This window comes from Comamonas sp. FUJ_7 (genome assembly GCF_057369555.1).
This window is the reverse complement of the sequence record NZ_JBXXZI010000004.1, coordinates 156,853-174,699: the sequence shown is the minus strand read 5'-3', so window position 1 is coordinate 174,699 and position 17,847 is coordinate 156,853. Positions and strand designations below refer to the sequence as shown.

Below are 17,847 nucleotides of genomic sequence, written 5' to 3'. Positions count from 1 at the left end.
TGTCACACCCCAAGTCAGGCGGGTCCATCGGCTAATGCGGCAGATGGCCCCGCCTTTTTGCGTCCGGACCTATCTAATCGTTCATGTCAGACCTTCCACTTCGCGATCGTGACTCCTCTCGCTCACAGGCAGTGCGCGCGACCCTGGAGTTGCTGGCCTCCATGCGTTTTGCCATCTCACTGCTGACGGTGATTTGTATCGCATCGGTCATTGGCACGGTGCTCAAACAGCATGAGCCTCTGGTCAATTACGTCAACCAGTTCGGCCCGTTCTGGGCGCAGCTGTTTCTGGCGCTTAAGCTCAATGCGGTCTATAGCGCCTGGTGGTTTTTGCTGATTCTGGCGTTTCTGGTGGTCAGCACCGGCCTGTGTGTGGCACGCCACGCACCTAAATATCTGGCAGATATCCGCACCTACAAGGAAAACATTCGCGAGCAAAGCCTCAAGGCTTTTGGCCATCGTGCCGAGGCCGATGTACCCGGTACCACCGAAGAAGCGGCCAAGCGCATTGGCCAGCAACTGGCCTCGGGTGGCTGGAAGGTCAAGCTGCAGCAGCGCGACACGGCTGCAGGCCCCGGTACCGGCTGGATGCTGGCAGCCAAGGCTGGTGCGGCCAACAAGCTGGGCTATATCGCGGCGCACACGGCCATCATTTTGATCTGCCTGGGTGGCTTGTTCGACGGTGACTTGATCGTGCGCGCCCAGATGCTGCTGGGTGGTAAGACGCCATACACCGGCGGCGGCATGATTTCCGAAGTGGCGCCCGAACACAGGCTGTCGCCCAAGAACCCCACCTTCCGCGGCAACCTCATGGTCTCCGAAGGTACGCAGTCGGGTACTGCCATCCTGGCGCAATCGGACGGCATCTTGCTGCAAGAGTTGCCATTTTCGGTAGAGCTGAAGAAGTTCATCGTGGAGTACTACTCCACCGGCATGCCCAAGCTGTTTGCCAGCGAGGTCGTGATCCATGACCGTGAAACCGGCGAAAAGCTGGAAAAGCGCATCGAGGTCAACCATCCGGCCAGCTACAAGGGCATTGAAATCTATCAATCCAGCTTTGATGATGGTGGCTCCAGCGTCAAGCTGCATGCCGTGCCCATGGACGGCATCTCCCAGCCTTTCGATGTAGAAGGCGTGATCGGCAACTCCACCGAATTCGTACGCAAGCTGGCCGATGGCTCACAAGACAAGGTCACGCTGGAATACACGGCACTGCGCACCATCAACGTGGAAAACTTTGGCGGCCAGGGCAAAGATGGCAGCACCGATGTGCGCAAGGTGGATCTGAAGCAGGCCATTGGAGACCGCCTGGGCGCGGGCCACAAGACGACCGAGACCAAGGATTTGCGCAATATCGGCCCCAGCGTGGGCTACAAGCTGCGTGATGCCTCGGGTCAGGCGCGCGAATTCCAGAACTACATGGTGCCTGTGGATACAGGCGAAGGTCAGCCGGTCTTCCTGCTCGGCGTGCGTGAAAACCAGGCCGATGAGATGCGCTATCTGCGTGTGCCTGCCGACCCTGAGGGCACGATGAATACATTCTTGCAGGTGCGTCAGGCCATGCAAAATGCCACCCTGGCCGAAAAGGCCGCGCGTGCTTATGTGCAGCGGGCGGTTGATGTCTCCAAGCCCGAGCTGGCCGAGCCGCTGACCCAGTCCGCCCTGAAGGCGCTGGAGTTGTTTGCCGGCAAGGACAGCAAGATCAAGGGCCCCGATGGCCGCCAGCTTGGCGGTCTGCAAGCCATTTCGGACTTCATGGACAGTAATGTGCCCGAGGCCGAGCGTGAACGTGCGGGCGAGGTGCTGGTGCGCATTCTCAATGGCGTGCTGTTTGAGCTGACCCAGCAAGTGCGCCAGCAGGCTGGCCTCAAGCCATTGGACAATGACGAAAAGACCCAGGCCTTCATGACGCAGTCGGTTTTCTCGCTCAGCGATGCGCAGTTCTATCCTGCACCTGTGGTCTTCATGCTGCAGGATTTCACGCAGGTGCAGGCCAGCGTTTTCCAGGTGGCGCGTGCCCCTGGCAAGAACATTGTTTACCTGGGTTGCCTCTTCCTGATCATTGGCGTGTTTGCCATGCTGTACGTGCGTGACCGCCGTATCTGGATCTGGCTGACACCCGCCAACGGTGCAAGCCATGCGAACATGGCCTTGTCCACCAACCGCAAGACCATGGATGGTGACCGCGAATTCACCATGCTGGCTGATAAGCTGATTGGGGCAAAACCCTTGCAAAAGAAGACTCCCGGAGGTTCTGTATGAACACCGCAACCACGACAATGACTCTGAACGAAGGCTATTTCGCCCGCCGCAACTGGTTTGACTGGTTGTTTGCGGTCGTGGTGGCTGTAGGCCTGGGCTTTGCGCTGCAGCGCTACGCCGCCTATATGGACGTGTATGAGAAGGGCATCTTGCTCGCCTCCATTCCCGCCATGATCTGGCTGGGCTGGTTCTGGCGTCCGCTGGCCGTGCTGATGCTGGCGGTGGCCGGCTTCTCTCTCATGGCTGTGGGCCTGTATCAGGGGGCAGATGGTGGCGATCTGGCCCGCTCGGAAACGGTCTTCGGCCTCAAATTCTTCCTCTCCAGCCAGTCCGCCATTCTGTGGATGAGCATGGTGTTCTTCATCAGCACCGCCTTCTATTGGGTGGGCGTGTTTGCCAAGAGCGAGAACTCCGTCATGTCGCTGCTGGGCTCTCGCCTGGCGTGGCTGGCCGTGGGTCTGGCGCTGGTGGGCACCATGGTGCGCTGGTACGAGAGCTATCTGCTGGGCCCGGACATTGGACACATCCCCGTCAGCAACCTCTACGAAGTGTTCGTGATGTTTTGCTGGATGACGGCGCTGTTCTACCTGTATTACGAGCAGCATTACGACACGCGTGCGCTGGGCGGCTTTGTGATGTTGGTGGTCAGCGCGGCCGTCGGCTTTTTGCTCTGGTACACGCTGGTGCGTCAGGCCCATGAAATTCAGCCCCTGGTGCCAGCCCTCAAGAGCTGGTGGATGAAGCTGCACGTGCCCGCCAACTTCATTGGCTACGGCACGTTTGCCCTGTCGGCCATGGTGGCTTTTGCCTACCTGATCAAGCAGCAGGCGACCGAGACCAAGTGGTACAAGCTGGCTCCCCTGTGGCTGCTGGGCGTGGTGCTGTGCTTTGAGCCCATCGTCTTTCGCAAGGGTGCGACCGAAAACGGTGGCAGCTACTGGATGGTGTACTTCGGCATCTCGGCGCTGATCGTGGCCGGCATTTTGCTCGCCCGCAAGCGCATTGCTGCCCGTCTGCCCTCGTTCGAAATTCTGGATGACGTGATGTACAAGGCCATTGCCGTGGGCTTTGCCTTCTTCACCATTGCCACCGTGCTGGGCGCGCTGTGGGCGGCCGAAGCCTGGGGCGGCTACTGGAGCTGGGACCCCAAGGAAACCTGGGCGCTGATCGTCTGGCTCAACTACGCGGCCTGGCTGCACATGCGACTCATGAAGGGTCTGCGCGGCACGGTGTCCGCATGGTGGGCGCTGGTCGGCCTGGCTGTCACCACCTTTGCCTTCCTGGGCGTGAACATGTTCCTCTCGGGTCTGCATAGCTACGGCGAGCTGTAAACCTCGAATCAAACACTCTCATAAAAGGAGCTGTTTGCGCTGGTTGGAGAAGGATTTCAAGCTAAAACAGGCTTGAAATGCTTTGATACCAAGCGCAAGCAGCTCCTTTTTTATTTGCATGTGCTCAGGAACTTTGCTGGCGCAGGACGTTTCCAAATGGCAATACGCTTGACCGTCTCATCCAGAAAAGCACAAGGTACGCATATGCTGATACGCCCTAACCACCAAGGCTTTGAGCACCCGCTGAGCAGCGAGATCACGCCGCAGGCCCAGTATCTGCAGCGCCGAGCCTTTATGCAGACTCTGGCCATGGGGGCGGCAGGTGCCACATTGGCCAGCTGGGCCGGGCGCGATGCGCTGGCGGCGGCCGATCGCGTGCATTTGCCCGCGCTCAAAGGCGCGGCCAGCAAGGTGGCGGGTGCCATGACCATGGAGGCGGTGACCAGCTACAAGGATGTCACCGGCTACAACAACTACTACGAGTTTGGCCTGGACAAGGACGAGCCTGCACGCAATGCCCACACACTCAAGACTAGGCCCTGGACGGTGCGCATTGAAGGGCTGGTGCAAAAGCCGCAGACACTGGACATCGACAGCCTGCTCAAGCTCGCGCCCATGGAGGAGCGCATCTACCGCCTGCGTTGCGTGGAGGGCTGGTCCATGGTCATCCCGTGGGTGGGCTATTCGCTGTCCGAGCTGCTGAAAAAGGTGCAGCCGCTGGGCAGCGCCAAGTATGTGGAATTCGTCACCCTGGCCGACAAATCGCAGATGCCGGGGCTGCGCAGCGGCGTGCTGGACTGGCCCTATACCGAAGGCCTGCGGCTGGACGAGGCCATGCACCCGCTGACGCTGCTGGCCTTTGGCATGTATGGCGAGGTTCTGCCCAACCAGAACGGTGCGCCGCTGCGTCTGGTCGTGCCGTGGAAATATGGCTTCAAAAGCGCCAAGTCGCTGGTGGCGATTCGCCTGACGGACAAGGAGCCCGGAACGGCCTGGAACAAGGCGGCGCGTAATGAGTACGGCTTTTACTCCAATGTTAACCCCGAGGTCGACCACCCGCGCTGGAGTCAGGCGACGGAGCGTCGCATTGGTGAAGGAGGGCTGTTTGCCAAAAAGCGCAAGACGCTGCTGTTCAACGGCTATGGCGATCAGGTGGCGCAGCTGTATGCAGGCATGGATTTGAAGAAGTTCTACTGATGCAGGCTGGGTTGCAAAAGCTGCTGTTGCTGCCTTGGGCCAAGCCGCTAGTCTTCACGCTATGCCTGCTGCCCTGTGCCTGGCTGTTCTATGCGGCGTTTACCGATGGGCTGGGCGCCAATCCTGCCGAGGCCTTGCTGCGCAGTACCGGTGACTGGACGCTGCGCTTTCTGTGCATCGTGCTGGCGGTGACGCCGCTGCGCCAGATCACAGGCTGGAATCTGCTGGCGCGCTATCGCCGCATGCTGGGCCTGTATGTCTTTTTCTACGCCTGTCTGCACCTGCTTTGCTATGCATGGTTTGACATGGGGCTGGACTGGGGCGATATCTGGGCCGATATCCCCAAGCGTCCGTTCATTCTGGTGGGCTTTCTGGCCTGGGCCATCTTGCTGGTGCTGGCGGCGAGCTCGCCCAAAGCCGTGCTCAAGGGTCTGGGGGGCAAGCGCTGGCAGTGGTTGCACCGTGCAGTCTATGCCGTGGCGCCCCTGGCACTGCTGCATTTTTTCTGGATGCGAGCTGGCAAGAACAACTTTGCCGAAGTGGCCATTTATGCAGCCATTCTGGCTACCTTGCTTGGCTGGCGTGCAGTGCGTGCTATCAAAAAGTAATTAGCTGACCGCTTGCAGTGGGGCTCGCACCTGGCGCGAAACCGGGTCGATCTCAGCAGAAGGCAGCTGATAAGCGCGCTGATCGAAGAGGTCGATGCCGCACTGCAAGCCTTCCAGCCAGTTGAAGAGATCCGTAATGGCCTGCTTGCCCATGATGGGGGCGCCATGCTGGGGCACGATCATGTCAATCGGAAGCTGACGCGCCATCTGCACCCACAGACGCAGAATCTTGTTGGACACCATGTAGCGACGGTGAAAGCCTTCCATGCGTGCGATATGCGGCATGAGATCGGTGACGGGCTTTTGCGCTTCGGCACCGGTAGTCAGAGAAACGCCCAGGTCGCCTGTAAACAGAATCTTGCTGATGGGGTCGTAGAAGTGAAAGTTGCCCTCGGCATGCAGAAAGTGCGCTGGCAGCAGCACCAGCTCGGTCTTGCCCAGCGGCAGGCGCCCGCCAGAGTCGGGCACGCCAATGACGCGGTTTTCGGTCTTGCCGACCTTGGTGAAATGCGGCGCAAAGCGCTCCCAGATGCGCGAGATCACCAGTTGGGCGCGCGTGCTGGTCATCCAGCGATCCAGCGAAGCAATGATGTCCGGGTCCGCATGCGAGGCCACGACATAGGCCAGCTTTTGCGGCGGGAAATGCCGTGACATGCCCATGAACAGTTCGTTGAAAGCCAGGTTGCCACCTGGATCGATGATGGCCCCCGTGCCGTTGTCCACAATCAGGAACTGGTTGGCCTGAATGGCCTGACCGTCCTCTTCGATGAGGTCGGAGAACATCAGGCAGGCATGGGTTTTGTCGCGGTAGAGCTCAATGGACATGGCGGTTTGCCAAAGGACAAGATGCCGCCACTCTAGGGTTGAATCCAGTGCTGCGTGTTGATGTTTATCAAGTCTCAGGGCTTGTCATCAGGCTCGATGCTGGTGTTCTCCTCCGTCAAGGAGGGTGTGGGGGCCGCAGGCTTGAGGGTGCCCGATGGCGTGCTGGAGATGCCAAGAGATTCAGGCAAGGTTGCCCGATTTTGCGCGGCAGGATCGGTAGGCAGATAGAGCGGACCTTTTTGTCCGCAGGCGGAAAGGACAGCGAGGGACGCCGCACAAGCCGCAAGGGCAATGCTCCTGACTAGAATTTGGTTGGCTTTCAACATGGGCAAATTGTAATGACTGACCTTGAATATCTGGATCGCGCTGACCAACTTCTGCTGGCCGTGGAGCAATGCTGTGACCGTATCAACGATGAAACCGATGCGGACATTGATGCACAGCGCGTAGGTGGCATGGTGACGCTGGTGTTTGCAAACCGCAGCCAGATTGTGATCAACCAGCAAAAGCCTCTGCATGAAATCTGGCTGGCTGCCAAGGCGGGTGGTTTTCACTATCGCTTTGACGAAGAAAAAAAGGCCTGGATGGATACCAAGGGGGCTGGTGAGTTCTTCGCAAACCTGACGCAGTATGCGAGTGAGCAAGGTGGCATTGCACTGGAGTTTAAGGCCCTGGCCTGAGTCTTCCGAATGCTGAAACAAAAAAGCCTGCCTCGATGAGAGGCAGGCTTTTTTGTTGCGTTAGTTGCGGAATAGGTCCAGGATCCGGCTTCGCTCTTCGGCTGCAGGTGCGGGCGTGCCACCGGGCAACGGGGCTCCTTCATCCGTGTTAACGCTTTCCATACCCAGGCTGGAGACGCCGCCGTTGCGGGCATTTTCTTCGTAGTACCAGTCACCTCCCATATTGACCACGCCAGGAGGGGCCTGCACTTCGGCCACAGGTACGCCCTTGAGAGCGTGCTGCATGAAGCTGATCCAGATGGGCAGGCTCAGGCCGCCACCGGTCTCGCGTGAGCCCAGGTTGCGGGGAGTGTCGTAGCCAATCCAGGAGACGGCAGCCAAAGTGGGTTGATAGCCGGTGAACCAGGCGTCCACAGAATCATTGGTAGTGCCGGTTTTGCCATACAGATCAGGTCGCTTGAGCGTTGCCTGGGCACGCGCAGCGGTGCCCACGCGGGCGACATCGTTGAGCAAGGTGCCCGTCAAGAAGGCGTTGCGCTCGGGGATGGCCTGGGGCAGCTCTTTGACGGGGGGGGGGGTGAATTCGGAAAGCACGCGACCCTTGTGGTCGGTCACTCGGGCAATCAGCCATGGGTTGACGCGGTGCCCGCCATTGGCAAATACCGAGTAGGCACCAGCCATCTGCAGTGGTGTAACCGAACCTGCGCCCAGTGCCATGGTCAGGTAGGCAGGCTGCTTGGCGGCCTCAAAGCCAAAGCGGGTGACCCACTCCTGGCCGACTTTGGGGCCTATGGCCTGCAGCAAGCGGATGGAGATCATGTTCTTGGACTTGTTCAAGCCCGTGCGCATGGTCATGGGGCCGTCGTAGCGGCTATCGTAATTCTTGGGCTCCCATGGCTGACCGCCTGTGGTGGCTGCGCTGAAGAAGATCGGCGCGTCATTGATCAAGGTGGAAGGAGAGAAACCATGCTCCAGCGCAGCAGAGTAGATGAAAGGTTTGAAGCTGGAACCCGGCTGGCGCCATGCCTGTGTGACGTGGTTGAACTTGTTCTTTTCAAAGTCAAAGCCGCCAACCAGTGCGCGAATGGCGCCTGTTTGGGTGGACATGGCCACAAATGCGCCCTCAACTTCGGGCAACTGAGTAATCTCCCAAGCGCCCTTGGCTGTCTTGACGGCGCGAATCACGGCACCTGGGCGAATCTTGGTGTTGGGCGGCGCCTTGGGGCTGAGACCAGACTCGGCTGGCTTGAGGTTTGCCCCGGTGATCTCGAACTGGGTGCCATCCGCACGTGCAGCCACAATTTTGCGAGGTGAGGCCTCAAGCACCACAGCAGCAATCACGTCCCCATTGTCGGGGTGGTTGGCCAGCACATCGTCAATGGCATCTTCCAGGTCTTGAGCGTTGCTAGGCAGGTTGATGAACTTTTCAGGGCCGCGGTACTTCTGGCGCCGTTCATAGTTCATGATGCCTTCGCGCAGCGCCTTGTAAGCGGCCTCTTGCTCGCCTGCATTCAGGGTGGTGTAGACATTCAGTCCCCGGGTATAGGCGTCATTACCATACTGGGCAAAGATCAGCTGGCGGGCCATCTCGGCCACATATTCCGCATGGATACGGGTGGAGTTGGAAGCCGTGCGCAGCTTCAGGGGCTCTTCCTTGGCCTGCTTTGCTTGCTCTGCGGTGATGAAGCCGTTCTCTTCCATACGCTCAATGATGTAGAGCTGACGGATGCGGGCGCGCTTGGGGTTACTGATCGGGTTGTATGCGGAAGGAGCCTTGGGAAGGCCGGCCAGCATGGCGGCTTCTGCAACCGTGATGTCTTTGAGTGGGTGGCCGAAATAGGCTTCACTTGCCGCTGCAAAGCCGTAAGCACGGTTGCCCAGGAAAATCTGGTTCATGTAGATCTCGAGGATCTGCTCCTTGGTGAGCAGGTGCTCAAGTTTGAAGGTCAGCAGGATTTCGTAGATTTTGCGGGTGTAGGTCTTCTCGGAAGACAGGTACACGTTACGAGCCACCTGCATGGTAATGGTTGAGGCTCCCTGGCTTTTCACCTTGCCCAGATTGGCGAGAGCCGCGCGCAGCATGCCCTTGTAGTCCACGCCGCCATGTTCGAAAAAGCGAGTGTCTTCGATGGCCAGAACCGCATCGGTCATGACCTTGGGAATCTCACTGATAGGGGTCAGAGTACGGCGCTCTTCACCAAACTCACCCAGAAGAGCTCCTTCGCTGGAGTAAACACGCAGTGGAAGCTTGGGGCGATAGTCCGCAAGCTCAGAGACATCCGGTAGGTTGGGATAGGCCATGGCCAAGGCAACGGCCACGGCCAGCATGATAGCGAGGGTGCCGGCGACAGCAAGACCGATTAGCCAGAAGATGGAGCGGGGCAGCCAGTGCATGCGTTTTTTGGAAGCTTGAGAGCCAGGAGCTTGAGCCTGGTGAGCAGAATGTTCTGGTGGCGGCATGTCGCAGTATTTGCAAGGGATGGGGCATTATAAAAAGCGCCCCCCGGAAAGCATCTCGATAGCAGTGCGCAGTGCGCAGTGCGCATACGAAGTGAATCCTAAAGCACGTGGCAAGCTGGCTCTGGTGTTGGGGATGTTCTGCTTTGTGTTTGACGTTACACAAGGTTGTCTTTTTTTGACCACGAAATTTGTCCCAAAGCACTGCAGCAAAGCATGTGCTGCTATGGCTTGCTGCTAGGATTCCCCTGTATTGCTAGCTTTTGTTTCTATTTTTACAACCTAGGGGGGGCACGTTGATTGCTCTGAGTTCTTTATTCAGCCGTCAGCCTGCGCCTTTGCTTGGCATTGATGTCAGCTCATCCAGTGTGAAACTGGTGGAGTTGTCTAAGAGCAAATCTGGCGAGTGGCAACTTGAGCGTTGTGCGATTGAGCCCTTGGAGAAGGGCTGGATCAGCGACGGCAATATCGAAAAATTCGATGAGGTGGCCGAAGCTGTACGCCGCTTGGTCAAGAAAAGCGGCACGCGCACCAAGCAAGTGGCCATGGCCTTGCCGGCAGCCGCTGTGATTACCAAAAAAATCACACTGCCTGCAGGATTGACGGAACTGGAAATGGAGGTCCAGGTCGAGTCCGAAGCCAATCAGTACATTCCATTTTCTTTGGATGAGGTAAGTCTTGATTTTTGCGTGATCGGGCCTTCACTTGTTGCACCCGGTGATGTCGATGTGCTGATTGCCGCATCGCGCAAAGATAAGGTGCAGGACAGGCAGGGTCTTGCAGAGGCAGCAGGCCTCAAGCCCATAGTGATTGACATTGAGCCTTATGCCGCGCGTATGGCAGCAGCGCGTCTGGTGTCACGCTTGCCTAACTCCGGGCAGGATGCCGTTGTTGCACTCTTTGAAGTGGGTGCAATGACAACCAGCATGCAGGTGCTGCGCAATGAAGAAGTGCTCTATGAGCGCGACCAAGCCTTTGGTGGCGCACAGCTGACGCAGCTGATTGCAAGGCAGTATGGCTTTTCTCCGGAAGAGGCTGAGGCAAAAAAGCGCAGTGGCGAATTGCCCGACGACTATGCTGGTGCAGTACTCAAGCCCTTTGTGCAGAGCTTGACTCAAGAAGTAGCCCGTGCCTTGCAGTTCTTCTTTACCAGCACACCCTACAACCGTGTTGACCATATTCTGCTCGCTGGGGGCTCTTCTTCCTTGCCTGGACTGGCTGAAGCTGTCAGTCAGCAAACCGGTTGCGCTTGTAGTCTTGCAAATCCGTTTGATGGTATGGAGATTGGCAGCGGGATTCGTCTGAAAAAAATGGCCCGTGAAGCGCCGTCCTATCTGACCTCCTGTGGTCTGGCCATGCGGAGGTTTCAAGAGTGATATTGATTAATCTTTTACCCCACCGCGAAGCGGCTAAGAAACGCCGTAAAGAGGCGTTTCAGATCAATATGGTGCTGGCAGCTTTAGGTGGCTTGCTGATTGCAGGGCTGATCTATTGGTACTTTCAAATGATGATCGAAGGGCAGCAAAATAAAAATAATTTGCTGCGCTCCGAGATAAAGGTACTCGAAACACAGATCAAGGAAATTGAGGGACTGGAGGCGGAGATCACAGCATTGCGTGCGCGCCAGAAGGCTGTGGAAGACCTGCAGTCTGATCGCAACCTGCCTGTCTACATGCTCAATGAGTTGGTGAGGCAGCTGCCCGATGGGGTCTACATCAGCAGCATCAAGCAGGAAGGACTGACTGTGACTATGCAAGGGACGGCGCAGTCGAATGAGCGTGTTTCCGAGATGCTGCGAAATCTCACGGATGGCTCCCCTTGGTTCTCCAAGCCGGAGCTGCAGGAAATTGTGGCAAAGACCGTAGAAGTAAGTGCCAAGGACAAGCGTCGCGCTGCGGCGTTTACATTGCGCTTCAATCTGAACCGGGCCAGCGATGCAGAGAAAAATCTGCCTGCACCAGCCTCTTCTGTGAAGGTGCAGTAATGGCAAGGAAAAAGAAAAAATCCCTGGATCTTGATTTTGCTGCACTGCAGGAAAAAGTTCAGCGCCAATTTCGCAACCTAGACCCGAATGATCCATCGGTATGGCCAGCCTTGCCCAAGGCTTTGCTCTATATCGCAGTGGCAGTGGCGGTGGCAGCTTTGTTGTGGTTCGTAATGCTCAAGGACTATGAGGAAGAGCTGGAGACGGAGCGAGCAACCGAAGTCACGCTGCGCGCAGATTACTCCAAGAAGATGATCAAGGCGGTGAGCTTGGAAGGGCTGAAAAAGCAGCGCGAGCAGGTGCAGCAGTATGTGACTCAGCTTGAAAAGCAGCTGCCCAGCAAGGCTGAGATGGCGGCTTTGCTCTCTGATATCAACCAAGCCGGCCTGGGCCGAAGCCTGCAGTTCGAAGTGTTCCGTCCCGGAGCCATGGTGGCCAAAGAGTATTACGCTGAACTGCCCATTACCCTGAAGGTGACAGGGCGCTATCACGATATTGGTGCATTCGCATCGGACGTTGCCTTTCTGTCTCGTATCGTGACTTTGAACAATCTGTCGATTGCGCCCAGTGGCAAGGACACAGATGTGCTGACCATGGATGCTACGGCACGTACTTTCCGCTATTTGGATGCGGATGAGGTTAAGGCTCAGCGAGACGCATCCAAGGGGAAGAAGAAATGAGAGCAGTATTCTTGAATCCTCTTTCGCTGGCCCTGATGAGCAGTGTGCTGATGGTGGGGTGCACCTCTTCCGAAGAGGATCAGCTGCGTGAGTGGATGGCGCAGGAGCGGGCCAATGCAAGGCCGCGTGTGACTCCTCTGGAAGAGCCAAAGCCTTTTACCCCTCAGGCTTACACAGGGGCTGAAGGAATGGACCCCTTCAACTCTCTCAAATTGATTCAGGTGCTGCGCAAGGAATCTGCGCAGTCCAATATCAGCACGGCTTTGCTGACTCCGGAGCTGAGTCGCCGCAAGGAGCCACTGGAGGCGGAGCCTTTGGATGCAATGACCATGGTCGGTAGTCTTGATAAAAAGAATGTGCCCACGGCCTTGGTCAAGGTCGGTGGTCTGCTCTATCAGGTGAAAGTCGGCAACTACCTGGGGCAGAACTACGGAAAGATTACCAAGATCACTGAAAACTCCATCCAACTCAGAGAGATTGTTCAGGATGGTGGTGGTGACTGGATTGAAAGAACAAGCACTTTAGAGTTGCAGGAGGTCAGTAAATGATGGGTATTAACCGTAGCACTATGGCGAAGGCCCGTTGGGGACTGGCTCTTGGCGGCTTTCTTCTGTCATCGGCAGCCTGGGCTCAAGCTCGCATTGAAGCGGTAACAGGCGCTTTGCAGTCAGGCTCTGAAGTGATCCGCGTGGAAATGTCCGAGCCGCTGGCGGTAGATCCGACAGGGTTTGTCGTTCAATCTCCGGCGCGAATCGCGCTGGATTTCCCTGGCGTGACCAACGGATCAGGGAAGTCATTGCTGGAATTCAACCAAGGCAATCTGCGCTCTGCCAACTTGGTGGAAGCCGCAGGCCGTTCGCGCTTGGTGTTAAATCTTAAGACTGCGACGACTTATCGCTTGCAGCGACAAGGCAAGTCTTTGTTGATCCTGCTGGATCCTGCGGGTGCTGCGGCCTCCGCAATGGCCGCAACTCAGACCATGCCTCCCGTCTTTGAAAGTAAGACCGCTAGCTCTGATGTGGAGTCGATTCGTGACGTTGACTTTCGTCGTGGTAGCGATGGCTCAGGCAGGATTGTGGTCGGTCTCGGCAGTAGCCAAGTAGGCGTTGACTTGCGAAAGGAAGGCAAGGGCCTGACAGTCGATTTCTTGCGTACGACCTTGCCTGAAAACTTACGCAAAAAGCTCGATGTAGGAGATTTCGGCACGCCTGTACAGTCGATATCGACGAATCAACAAGGTGATCGCGTTCGCATGCGCATTGAACCGGTGGGGGACTGGGAACATAGCGCCTATCAAAGTGACAATCAGTTTGTGGTCGAGGTACGTCAGAAAAAGGTGGATACCAGCAAGCTGACGCAGGGGCCAGGGTACAGCGGTGAGAAGTTATCGCTCAACTTCCAGAATATTGAAGTACGGTCGCTTTTGCAGGTGATTGCCGACTTCACCAACTTCAATATCGTGACCTCGGACACTGTGACAGGGGCTCTGACTTTGCGACTCAAGGATGTTCCTTGGGATCAGGCTCTTCAGATCATCATGGATGCCAAGGGACTGGGCATGCGCAAGTCAGGCTCCGTGCTCTGGATTGCTCCTAAGGACGAAATCGATGCCCGCACCAAGCGCGACTATGAAGCCGCCATGGAAATCCAGAAGCTTGAGCCCTTGCGTACACAGGGCTTTCAGCTGAACTATGCAAAGGCTGCAGACATCCTGCAGCAAATCACCACATCTTCTGGAGGTGGCTCTGGGGCTACAGGCACCAGTACACGCTTTTTGTCCTCGCGTGGATCTGCCATTTCAGAGCCTCGCACCAACCAGCTATTTGTGACGGACACTCCTTCCAAGCTGGAAGAAATGAAGGCTTTGCTGGCAACTCTTGATGTGCCTGTGCGACAGGTCATGATTGAGGCTCGGATTGTGGAGGCTCGTGATACTTTTGGCCGCTCGCTGGGCGTCAAATTTGGTGGTGGAGCGATTGGAAGCAATGCTGCGTTCGGCACGAATCAGGCATCGGTGCCAGGCAGTAGTGCTTCTGGCTCGTCTGGAAGTGTGGTTGCCAATAATAATTTCGTGAACCTGCCTGCAAGCATCTCTGGTATGAACACGGTGGGACAGATGGCCTTCTCGGTGTTCAACAGCTCAATGTCGCGCTTCTTGTCACTAGAACTTTCTGCTCTCGAGGCTGAAGGCGATGGCAAGATCATCTCCAATCCCCGTCTGGTGACGGCTGACCAGAACAAGGCATTGATTGAGCAAGGTACGGAATATCCTTATTCGGTGACGGCGCCTAATGGAGCTACCACGATTTCCTTCAAAAAAGCAGTGCTGAAGCTGGAGGTGACTCCGCAAATAACTCCTGAAGGAGACATTATTCTTGACTTGGATGTCAATAAAGACAGCCGCGGTGAGACGACTACTCAAGGGGTTGCAATTGATACCAAGCACATCAAGACACAGGTTCTGGTGGAGAACGGTGGAACGGTGGTGATTGGCGGTATCTTTGAGCTGGAAGAAACGAACCAGGTCAACAAGGTTCCTCTTTTCGGTGATCTGCCTGTGTTGGGGCATCTCTTCCGCAATAACACCAAGGCTTCAAGCAAGCGTGAAATGCTGGTCTTTATTACGCCCAAGATGCTTAATCAAGCAAGGAATTCCAATCCTTAAAGCGCTATAGACCTTTTCTTTTTCATAAGGCCTGCATGAATGAATGCAGGCCTTTATTTTTAGGCGCTACAAGCTGCGAAAATCTAGGAGAGGTTAGTTTGGCAAATACCGATTTTTCATGACTTTTCTAAACGATTTTCATATTGCGCTAGTGGGCTTGCCCGGTTCAGGTAAATCTACGATAGGGCGATATTTGGCCAAGCGCTGGTCTGTGCCTTTCGTTGATGTGGATGTGGCGATAGAAGAGCGTATTGGCTGCACGATCCGTGATTTTTTTGCCAGGGAGGGTGAGGCCCGCTTTAGAGATGTAGAGCAGGAAGTTCTCTCTCAGCTACTTGGGCAATCTGAACACATGGTGGTGGCGACAGGTGGAGGAGCGGTGTTAAGGGCGGAAAACCGACGCCAGTTGGCGGGACGGGCCAAAGTGGTTTATTTAAGCGCCTCACCTCATGAAATTGCTAGGCGCCTGCAGCGAGACACTCAGCGACCTTTGCTTCAAGTGGACAATCCTTTGCAGCGCATGCTGGACCTACATGCCATCAGGGATCCGCTTTATAAGGAGGTAGCGCACTTTGTCGTGGCGGGCAGTGGATTGTCAGCTACTCAGGTCGCGCAGCGCGTGGCGATGCAGGTGGAGCTTGGTCAACACTCTTGATTTCTGAGAAGGCTCTACGCCAGTCCAGTCATGGGTGAGTGCTATTTATTTTGTGAAGTATCGAACATGGAAAAAGTGCATATTGATTTGGGTGAGCGTAGCTACCCCATTGTGATTTCAGAGGGCTTGCTGGAACAGGCAGACACTTGGAGCGCATTGCCCAAAGCTGCTACTGCTTTGATTGTGACTAATGATGTCGTCGCTCCCCTGTATCTGAATGCTCTTAAGCAGGCTTTAAGCGGCCAATATTCACAGGTACATGAAGTGGTGCTTCCAGATGGTGAGGCGCACAAGGATTGGCAGACTCTGAATCTGATTTTTGACACCTTGCTTCAGCGCGGCTGCGACCGTAAAACGGTGTTGTTTGCTCTAGGTGGAGGCGTGGTGGGCGATATGACCGGATTTGCCGCCGCCAGCTATATGCGTGGCGTGCCTTTTGTGCAGGTGCCGACCACGCTGCTGTCCCAGGTCGATTCCTCGGTAGGAGGCAAGACTGCCATCAATCACCCTTTGGGCAAGAACATGATCGGAGCTTTCTACCAGCCGCAGTTGGTAGTTTGTGATCTGGCGACTCTGGAGACACTGCCTGCACGTGAGCTGAGTGCTGGTCTGGGCGAAATCATCAAGTACGGTCCGATTGCAGATATGCAGTTCTTCGAGTGGCTTGAGCAGAACATGGATGGCTTGCTACGTCGCGAAAGTGGTTTGCTAATGCATGCGGTCAAGCGCAGTGTGGAGATCAAGGCCTGGGTGGTGGGGCAGGATGAGAAGGAGTGCGGTTTGCGCGCGATTCTCAATTTCGGTCATACCTTTGGTCATGCGATTGAAGCTGGAATGGGCTATGGCAACTGGCTGCATGGCGAAGGCGTAGCCGCCGGCATGGTGATGGCAGCGGAGCTGTCTCAACGCCTTGGCATGGTGGATGCGAGCTTTGTATTGCGTCTGCGTACGCTGATTGAGCGAGCTGGGTTGCCGGTGCGTGGCGCGGTCATCGATGAGCAAGACAACGCGGGGCGATATCTGGATTTGATGCGGGTCGATAAAAAGTCGGAAGCGGGTGAAATCCGTTTCGTGCTGATTGATGGGCCCGGCAAGGCTGTGATGCGCTCGGCTCCGGATGCGCTCGTGCGCGAAGTGATCGACAGTTGCTGCGCTTGATCGCTTGCGCTATGTGAGTGGGCTCAGTGGCATGCGGGCCGTGGCTGTTAGAGTCATTGCATCGATTTGTTGAGGCACTTTGCATGACTGCTCTGGCTTCCTATGCCTGCCATCCCCAGCAAAGCCGCGGTCGTCGCTTTGCCGAGCCCCAGGCTCCCACGCGCAGCGACTTTCAGCGTGACAGGGATCGTATTGTTCATTCCTCGGCCTTCAGGCGGCTGGTCTACAAGACCCAGGTCTTTGTCAATCATGAGGGTGATCTGTTCCGTACCCGGCTCACGCATTCCTTGGAAGTAGCGCAGCTGGGTCGTTCCATTGCACGCTCCTTGCGCCTGGATGAGGATCTGGTGGAAGCCATCTGCCTGGCGCATGACCTCGGGCATACGCCGTTTGGCCATGCGGGGCAGGATGCGCTCAATGAGTGCATGCAGCCTCACGGTGGCTTTGAGCACAACCTGCAAAGCCTGCGGGTGGTGGACAGGCTGGAGGAGCGCTATCCCGCATTTGATGGTCTGAATCTGACTTTTGAGACGAGAGAAGGCATTCTCAAACACTGCTCGCGCAGTAACGCCCAGCTGCTGCAAGCCCGTGAGCCTGGTGGCGTGGCACAGCGCTTTCTGGATGGCACTCAACCCTCGCTGGAGGCGCAGCTATGCAATTTGGCCGATGCGATTGCCTACAACGCACACGATGTGGACGATGGTGTTCGCTCGGGCCTGATCACCATGACTCAGCTGCGTGATGCCGTGCCTTTGTTTGCTCGCTACCATGCGGCGACCTTGGCCCAGTGGCCCGATCTGGCAGTACCGGATGCCCAGCGCAAACTGCTCTACGAAAGCATTCGTCGCATGCTCAGCGACCAGGTCTATGACGTGATCCATCACTCATCTGCCGGTTTGGTGAAGGCGGGCGTGCGCTCGGTGCAGGAGGTGCGTCAGCATGGGCAGGCGCTGATAGGTTTCAGCCCTGAGATGAAGGCGCAGTCGCTGCAGCTCAAGCAGTTTTTGTTCAGGCAGCTTTATCGGCACCCCCAGGTCATGCAAACCATGAACCATGCCCGGCAGATGGTGAAAGAGCTGTTTGCTGCCTATATGCAGGAGCCTGAGCGCATGAAGCCGCGCTTTGTGCAGCGTGCCCATCTTGCAGGCACTCTGCATGAGCGCGCGCGCGTGGTCGCTGACTTTGTTGCGGGTATGACAGACCGCTATGCGGCGCACGAGCATGAGCGCATCACCGGGGTGAGATTGCTGGCACAAGACTGAAGAGTGCTTGCCAACGGTCTTGCTGTCAGTGGCGAGCATGGCCCAGTCCGGATCGCTAAAATAACGGCTCTGTGTATCTAGAGC

The 17,847-nt window shown here is 56.6% G+C and carries 15 protein-coding genes and 1 pseudogene; 13 read left to right on the top strand and 3 right to left on the bottom strand.

Annotated elements, in window-relative coordinates; translation table 11 throughout:
- Positions 1-83 precede the first annotated feature (83 nt).
- The 4 genes from AC2I9W_RS07940 to AC2I9W_RS07925 all read left to right on the top strand — a co-directional run bounded on the left by AC2I9W_RS07940 (position 84) and on the right by AC2I9W_RS07925 (position 5,397).
- Complete coding sequence (locus tag AC2I9W_RS07940; RefSeq protein ID WP_486409452.1) at positions 84-2,261, top strand: cytochrome c biogenesis protein ResB; 2,178 nt, start codon at positions 84-86, stop codon at positions 2,259-2,261.
- Positions 2,258-3,592 (top strand): c-type cytochrome biogenesis protein CcsB, encoded by a 1,335-nt coding sequence (gene ccsB / locus AC2I9W_RS07935; protein ID WP_486409451.1) that lies wholly within the window; start codon positions 2,258-2,260, stop codon positions 3,590-3,592. Before AC2I9W_RS07940 ends, ccsB begins: the two co-directional genes overlap by 4 nt.
- A gap of 204 nt (positions 3,593-3,796) precedes the next feature.
- Positions 3,797-4,789 carry a protein-methionine-sulfoxide reductase catalytic subunit MsrP gene (gene msrP, locus AC2I9W_RS07930; protein ID WP_486409450.1) on the top strand — a complete coding sequence of 331 codons (993 nt, stop codon included), beginning with the start codon at positions 3,797-3,799 and terminating at the stop codon, positions 4,787-4,789.
- Between the two features lie 11 nt (positions 4,790-4,800).
- Positions 4,801-5,397 carry a protein-methionine-sulfoxide reductase heme-binding subunit MsrQ gene (locus tag AC2I9W_RS07925; RefSeq protein ID WP_486409588.1) on the top strand — a complete coding sequence of 199 codons (597 nt, stop codon included), beginning with the start codon at positions 4,801-4,803 and terminating at the stop codon, positions 5,395-5,397.
- On the opposite strand, the gene AC2I9W_RS07920 is transcribed toward AC2I9W_RS07925, so the two are convergent.
- Positions 5,398-6,222: an oxygen-binding di-iron domain-containing protein gene (locus tag AC2I9W_RS07920; RefSeq protein WP_486409449.1), complete on the bottom strand. Its 825-nt coding sequence runs from the start codon at positions 6,220-6,222 to the stop codon at positions 5,398-5,400. It lies immediately after the preceding gene.
- 248 nt (positions 6,223-6,470) lie between these two features.
- Positions 6,471-6,548 (bottom strand): annotated as a pseudogene (locus AC2I9W_RS07915) (LPS translocon maturation chaperone LptM); the annotation flags it as partial.
- 12 nt (positions 6,549-6,560) lie between these two features.
- Here AC2I9W_RS07915 and cyaY point away from each other — a divergent pair.
- Positions 6,561-6,902, top strand: a complete 342-nt coding sequence (gene cyaY, locus AC2I9W_RS07910; protein WP_486409448.1) for an iron donor protein CyaY — start codon at positions 6,561-6,563, stop codon at positions 6,900-6,902.
- 60 nt (positions 6,903-6,962) lie between these two features.
- Here cyaY and AC2I9W_RS07905 read toward each other — a convergent pair whose 3' ends face one another.
- Entirely contained in the window at positions 6,963-9,296 is a 2,334-nt protein-coding gene (locus AC2I9W_RS07905) for a penicillin-binding protein 1A (protein ID WP_486409447.1), read from the bottom strand.
- 359 nt (positions 9,297-9,655) lie between these two features.
- Between AC2I9W_RS07905 and AC2I9W_RS07900 the strand changes: the two genes are divergently transcribed.
- From AC2I9W_RS07900 to AC2I9W_RS07865, 8 genes are all read left to right on the top strand, one after another.
- Positions 9,656-10,735, top strand: coding sequence for a pilus assembly protein PilM (locus AC2I9W_RS07900; protein WP_486409446.1), 1,080 nt, complete (start codon positions 9,656-9,658; stop codon positions 10,733-10,735).
- Positions 10,732-11,343, top strand: coding sequence for a PilN domain-containing protein (locus AC2I9W_RS07895; protein ID WP_486409445.1), 612 nt, complete (start codon positions 10,732-10,734; stop codon positions 11,341-11,343). Before AC2I9W_RS07900 ends, AC2I9W_RS07895 begins: the two co-directional genes overlap by 4 nt.
- A complete protein-coding gene (locus tag AC2I9W_RS07890; protein ID WP_486409444.1) occupies positions 11,343-12,023 on the top strand; it encodes a type IV pilus inner membrane component PilO in 681 nt (226 codons plus the stop codon). Before AC2I9W_RS07895 ends, AC2I9W_RS07890 begins: the two co-directional genes overlap by 1 nt.
- On the top strand, positions 12,020-12,571 hold the full coding sequence (locus AC2I9W_RS07885; protein WP_486409443.1) for a pilus assembly protein PilP: 552 nt from the start codon (positions 12,020-12,022) through the stop codon (positions 12,569-12,571). Before AC2I9W_RS07890 ends, AC2I9W_RS07885 begins: the two co-directional genes overlap by 4 nt.
- Positions 12,568-14,688, top strand: a complete 2,121-nt coding sequence (locus tag AC2I9W_RS07880; protein WP_486409442.1) for a type IV pilus secretin PilQ — start codon at positions 12,568-12,570, stop codon at positions 14,686-14,688. The genes AC2I9W_RS07885 and AC2I9W_RS07880 overlap by 4 nt, the downstream gene beginning before the upstream one ends.
- A gap of 118 nt (positions 14,689-14,806) precedes the next feature.
- Positions 14,807-15,343 carry a shikimate kinase gene (locus AC2I9W_RS07875; protein ID WP_486409441.1) on the top strand — a complete coding sequence of 179 codons (537 nt, stop codon included), beginning with the start codon at positions 14,807-14,809 and terminating at the stop codon, positions 15,341-15,343.
- Positions 15,344-15,409: 66 nt separating this feature from the next.
- Complete coding sequence (gene aroB / locus AC2I9W_RS07870) at positions 15,410-16,501, top strand: 3-dehydroquinate synthase (RefSeq protein WP_486409440.1); 1,092 nt, start codon at positions 15,410-15,412, stop codon at positions 16,499-16,501.
- Between the two features lie 83 nt (positions 16,502-16,584).
- Positions 16,585-17,763, top strand: coding sequence for a deoxyguanosinetriphosphate triphosphohydrolase (locus tag AC2I9W_RS07865; RefSeq protein WP_486409439.1), 1,179 nt, complete (start codon positions 16,585-16,587; stop codon positions 17,761-17,763).
- Positions 17,764-17,847 lie beyond the last annotated feature (84 nt).

Bases quoted from the DNA above. Each gene is read 5' to 3' on its own strand.
- AC2I9W_RS07940 (WP_486409452.1), top strand. From the start codon at position 84: ATGTCAGACCTTCCACTTCGCGATCGTGACTCCTCTCGCTCACAGGCA.
- ccsB (WP_486409451.1), top strand. From the start codon at position 2,258: ATGAACACCGCAACCACGACAATGACTCTGAACGAAGGCTATTTCGCC.
- msrP (WP_486409450.1), top strand. From the start codon at position 3,797: ATGCTGATACGCCCTAACCACCAAGGCTTTGAGCACCCGCTGAGCAGC.
- AC2I9W_RS07920 (WP_486409449.1), bottom strand. From the start codon at position 6,222: ATGTCCATTGAGCTCTACCGCGACAAAACCCATGCCTGCCTGATGTTC.
- cyaY (WP_486409448.1), top strand. From the start codon at position 6,561: ATGACTGACCTTGAATATCTGGATCGCGCTGACCAACTTCTGCTGGCC.
- AC2I9W_RS07905 (WP_486409447.1), bottom strand. From the start codon at position 9,296: ATGCACTGGCTGCCCCGCTCCATCTTCTGGCTAATCGGTCTTGCTGTC.
- AC2I9W_RS07890 (WP_486409444.1), top strand. From the start codon at position 11,343: ATGGCAAGGAAAAAGAAAAAATCCCTGGATCTTGATTTTGCTGCACTG.
- AC2I9W_RS07885 (WP_486409443.1), top strand. From the start codon at position 12,020: ATGAGAGCAGTATTCTTGAATCCTCTTTCGCTGGCCCTGATGAGCAGT.
- AC2I9W_RS07880 (WP_486409442.1), top strand. From the start codon at position 12,568: ATGATGGGTATTAACCGTAGCACTATGGCGAAGGCCCGTTGGGGACTG.
- AC2I9W_RS07875 (WP_486409441.1), top strand. From the start codon at position 14,807: ATGACTTTTCTAAACGATTTTCATATTGCGCTAGTGGGCTTGCCCGGT.
- aroB (WP_486409440.1), top strand. From the start codon at position 15,410: ATGGAAAAAGTGCATATTGATTTGGGTGAGCGTAGCTACCCCATTGTG.
- AC2I9W_RS07865 (WP_486409439.1), top strand. From the start codon at position 16,585: ATGACTGCTCTGGCTTCCTATGCCTGCCATCCCCAGCAAAGCCGCGGT.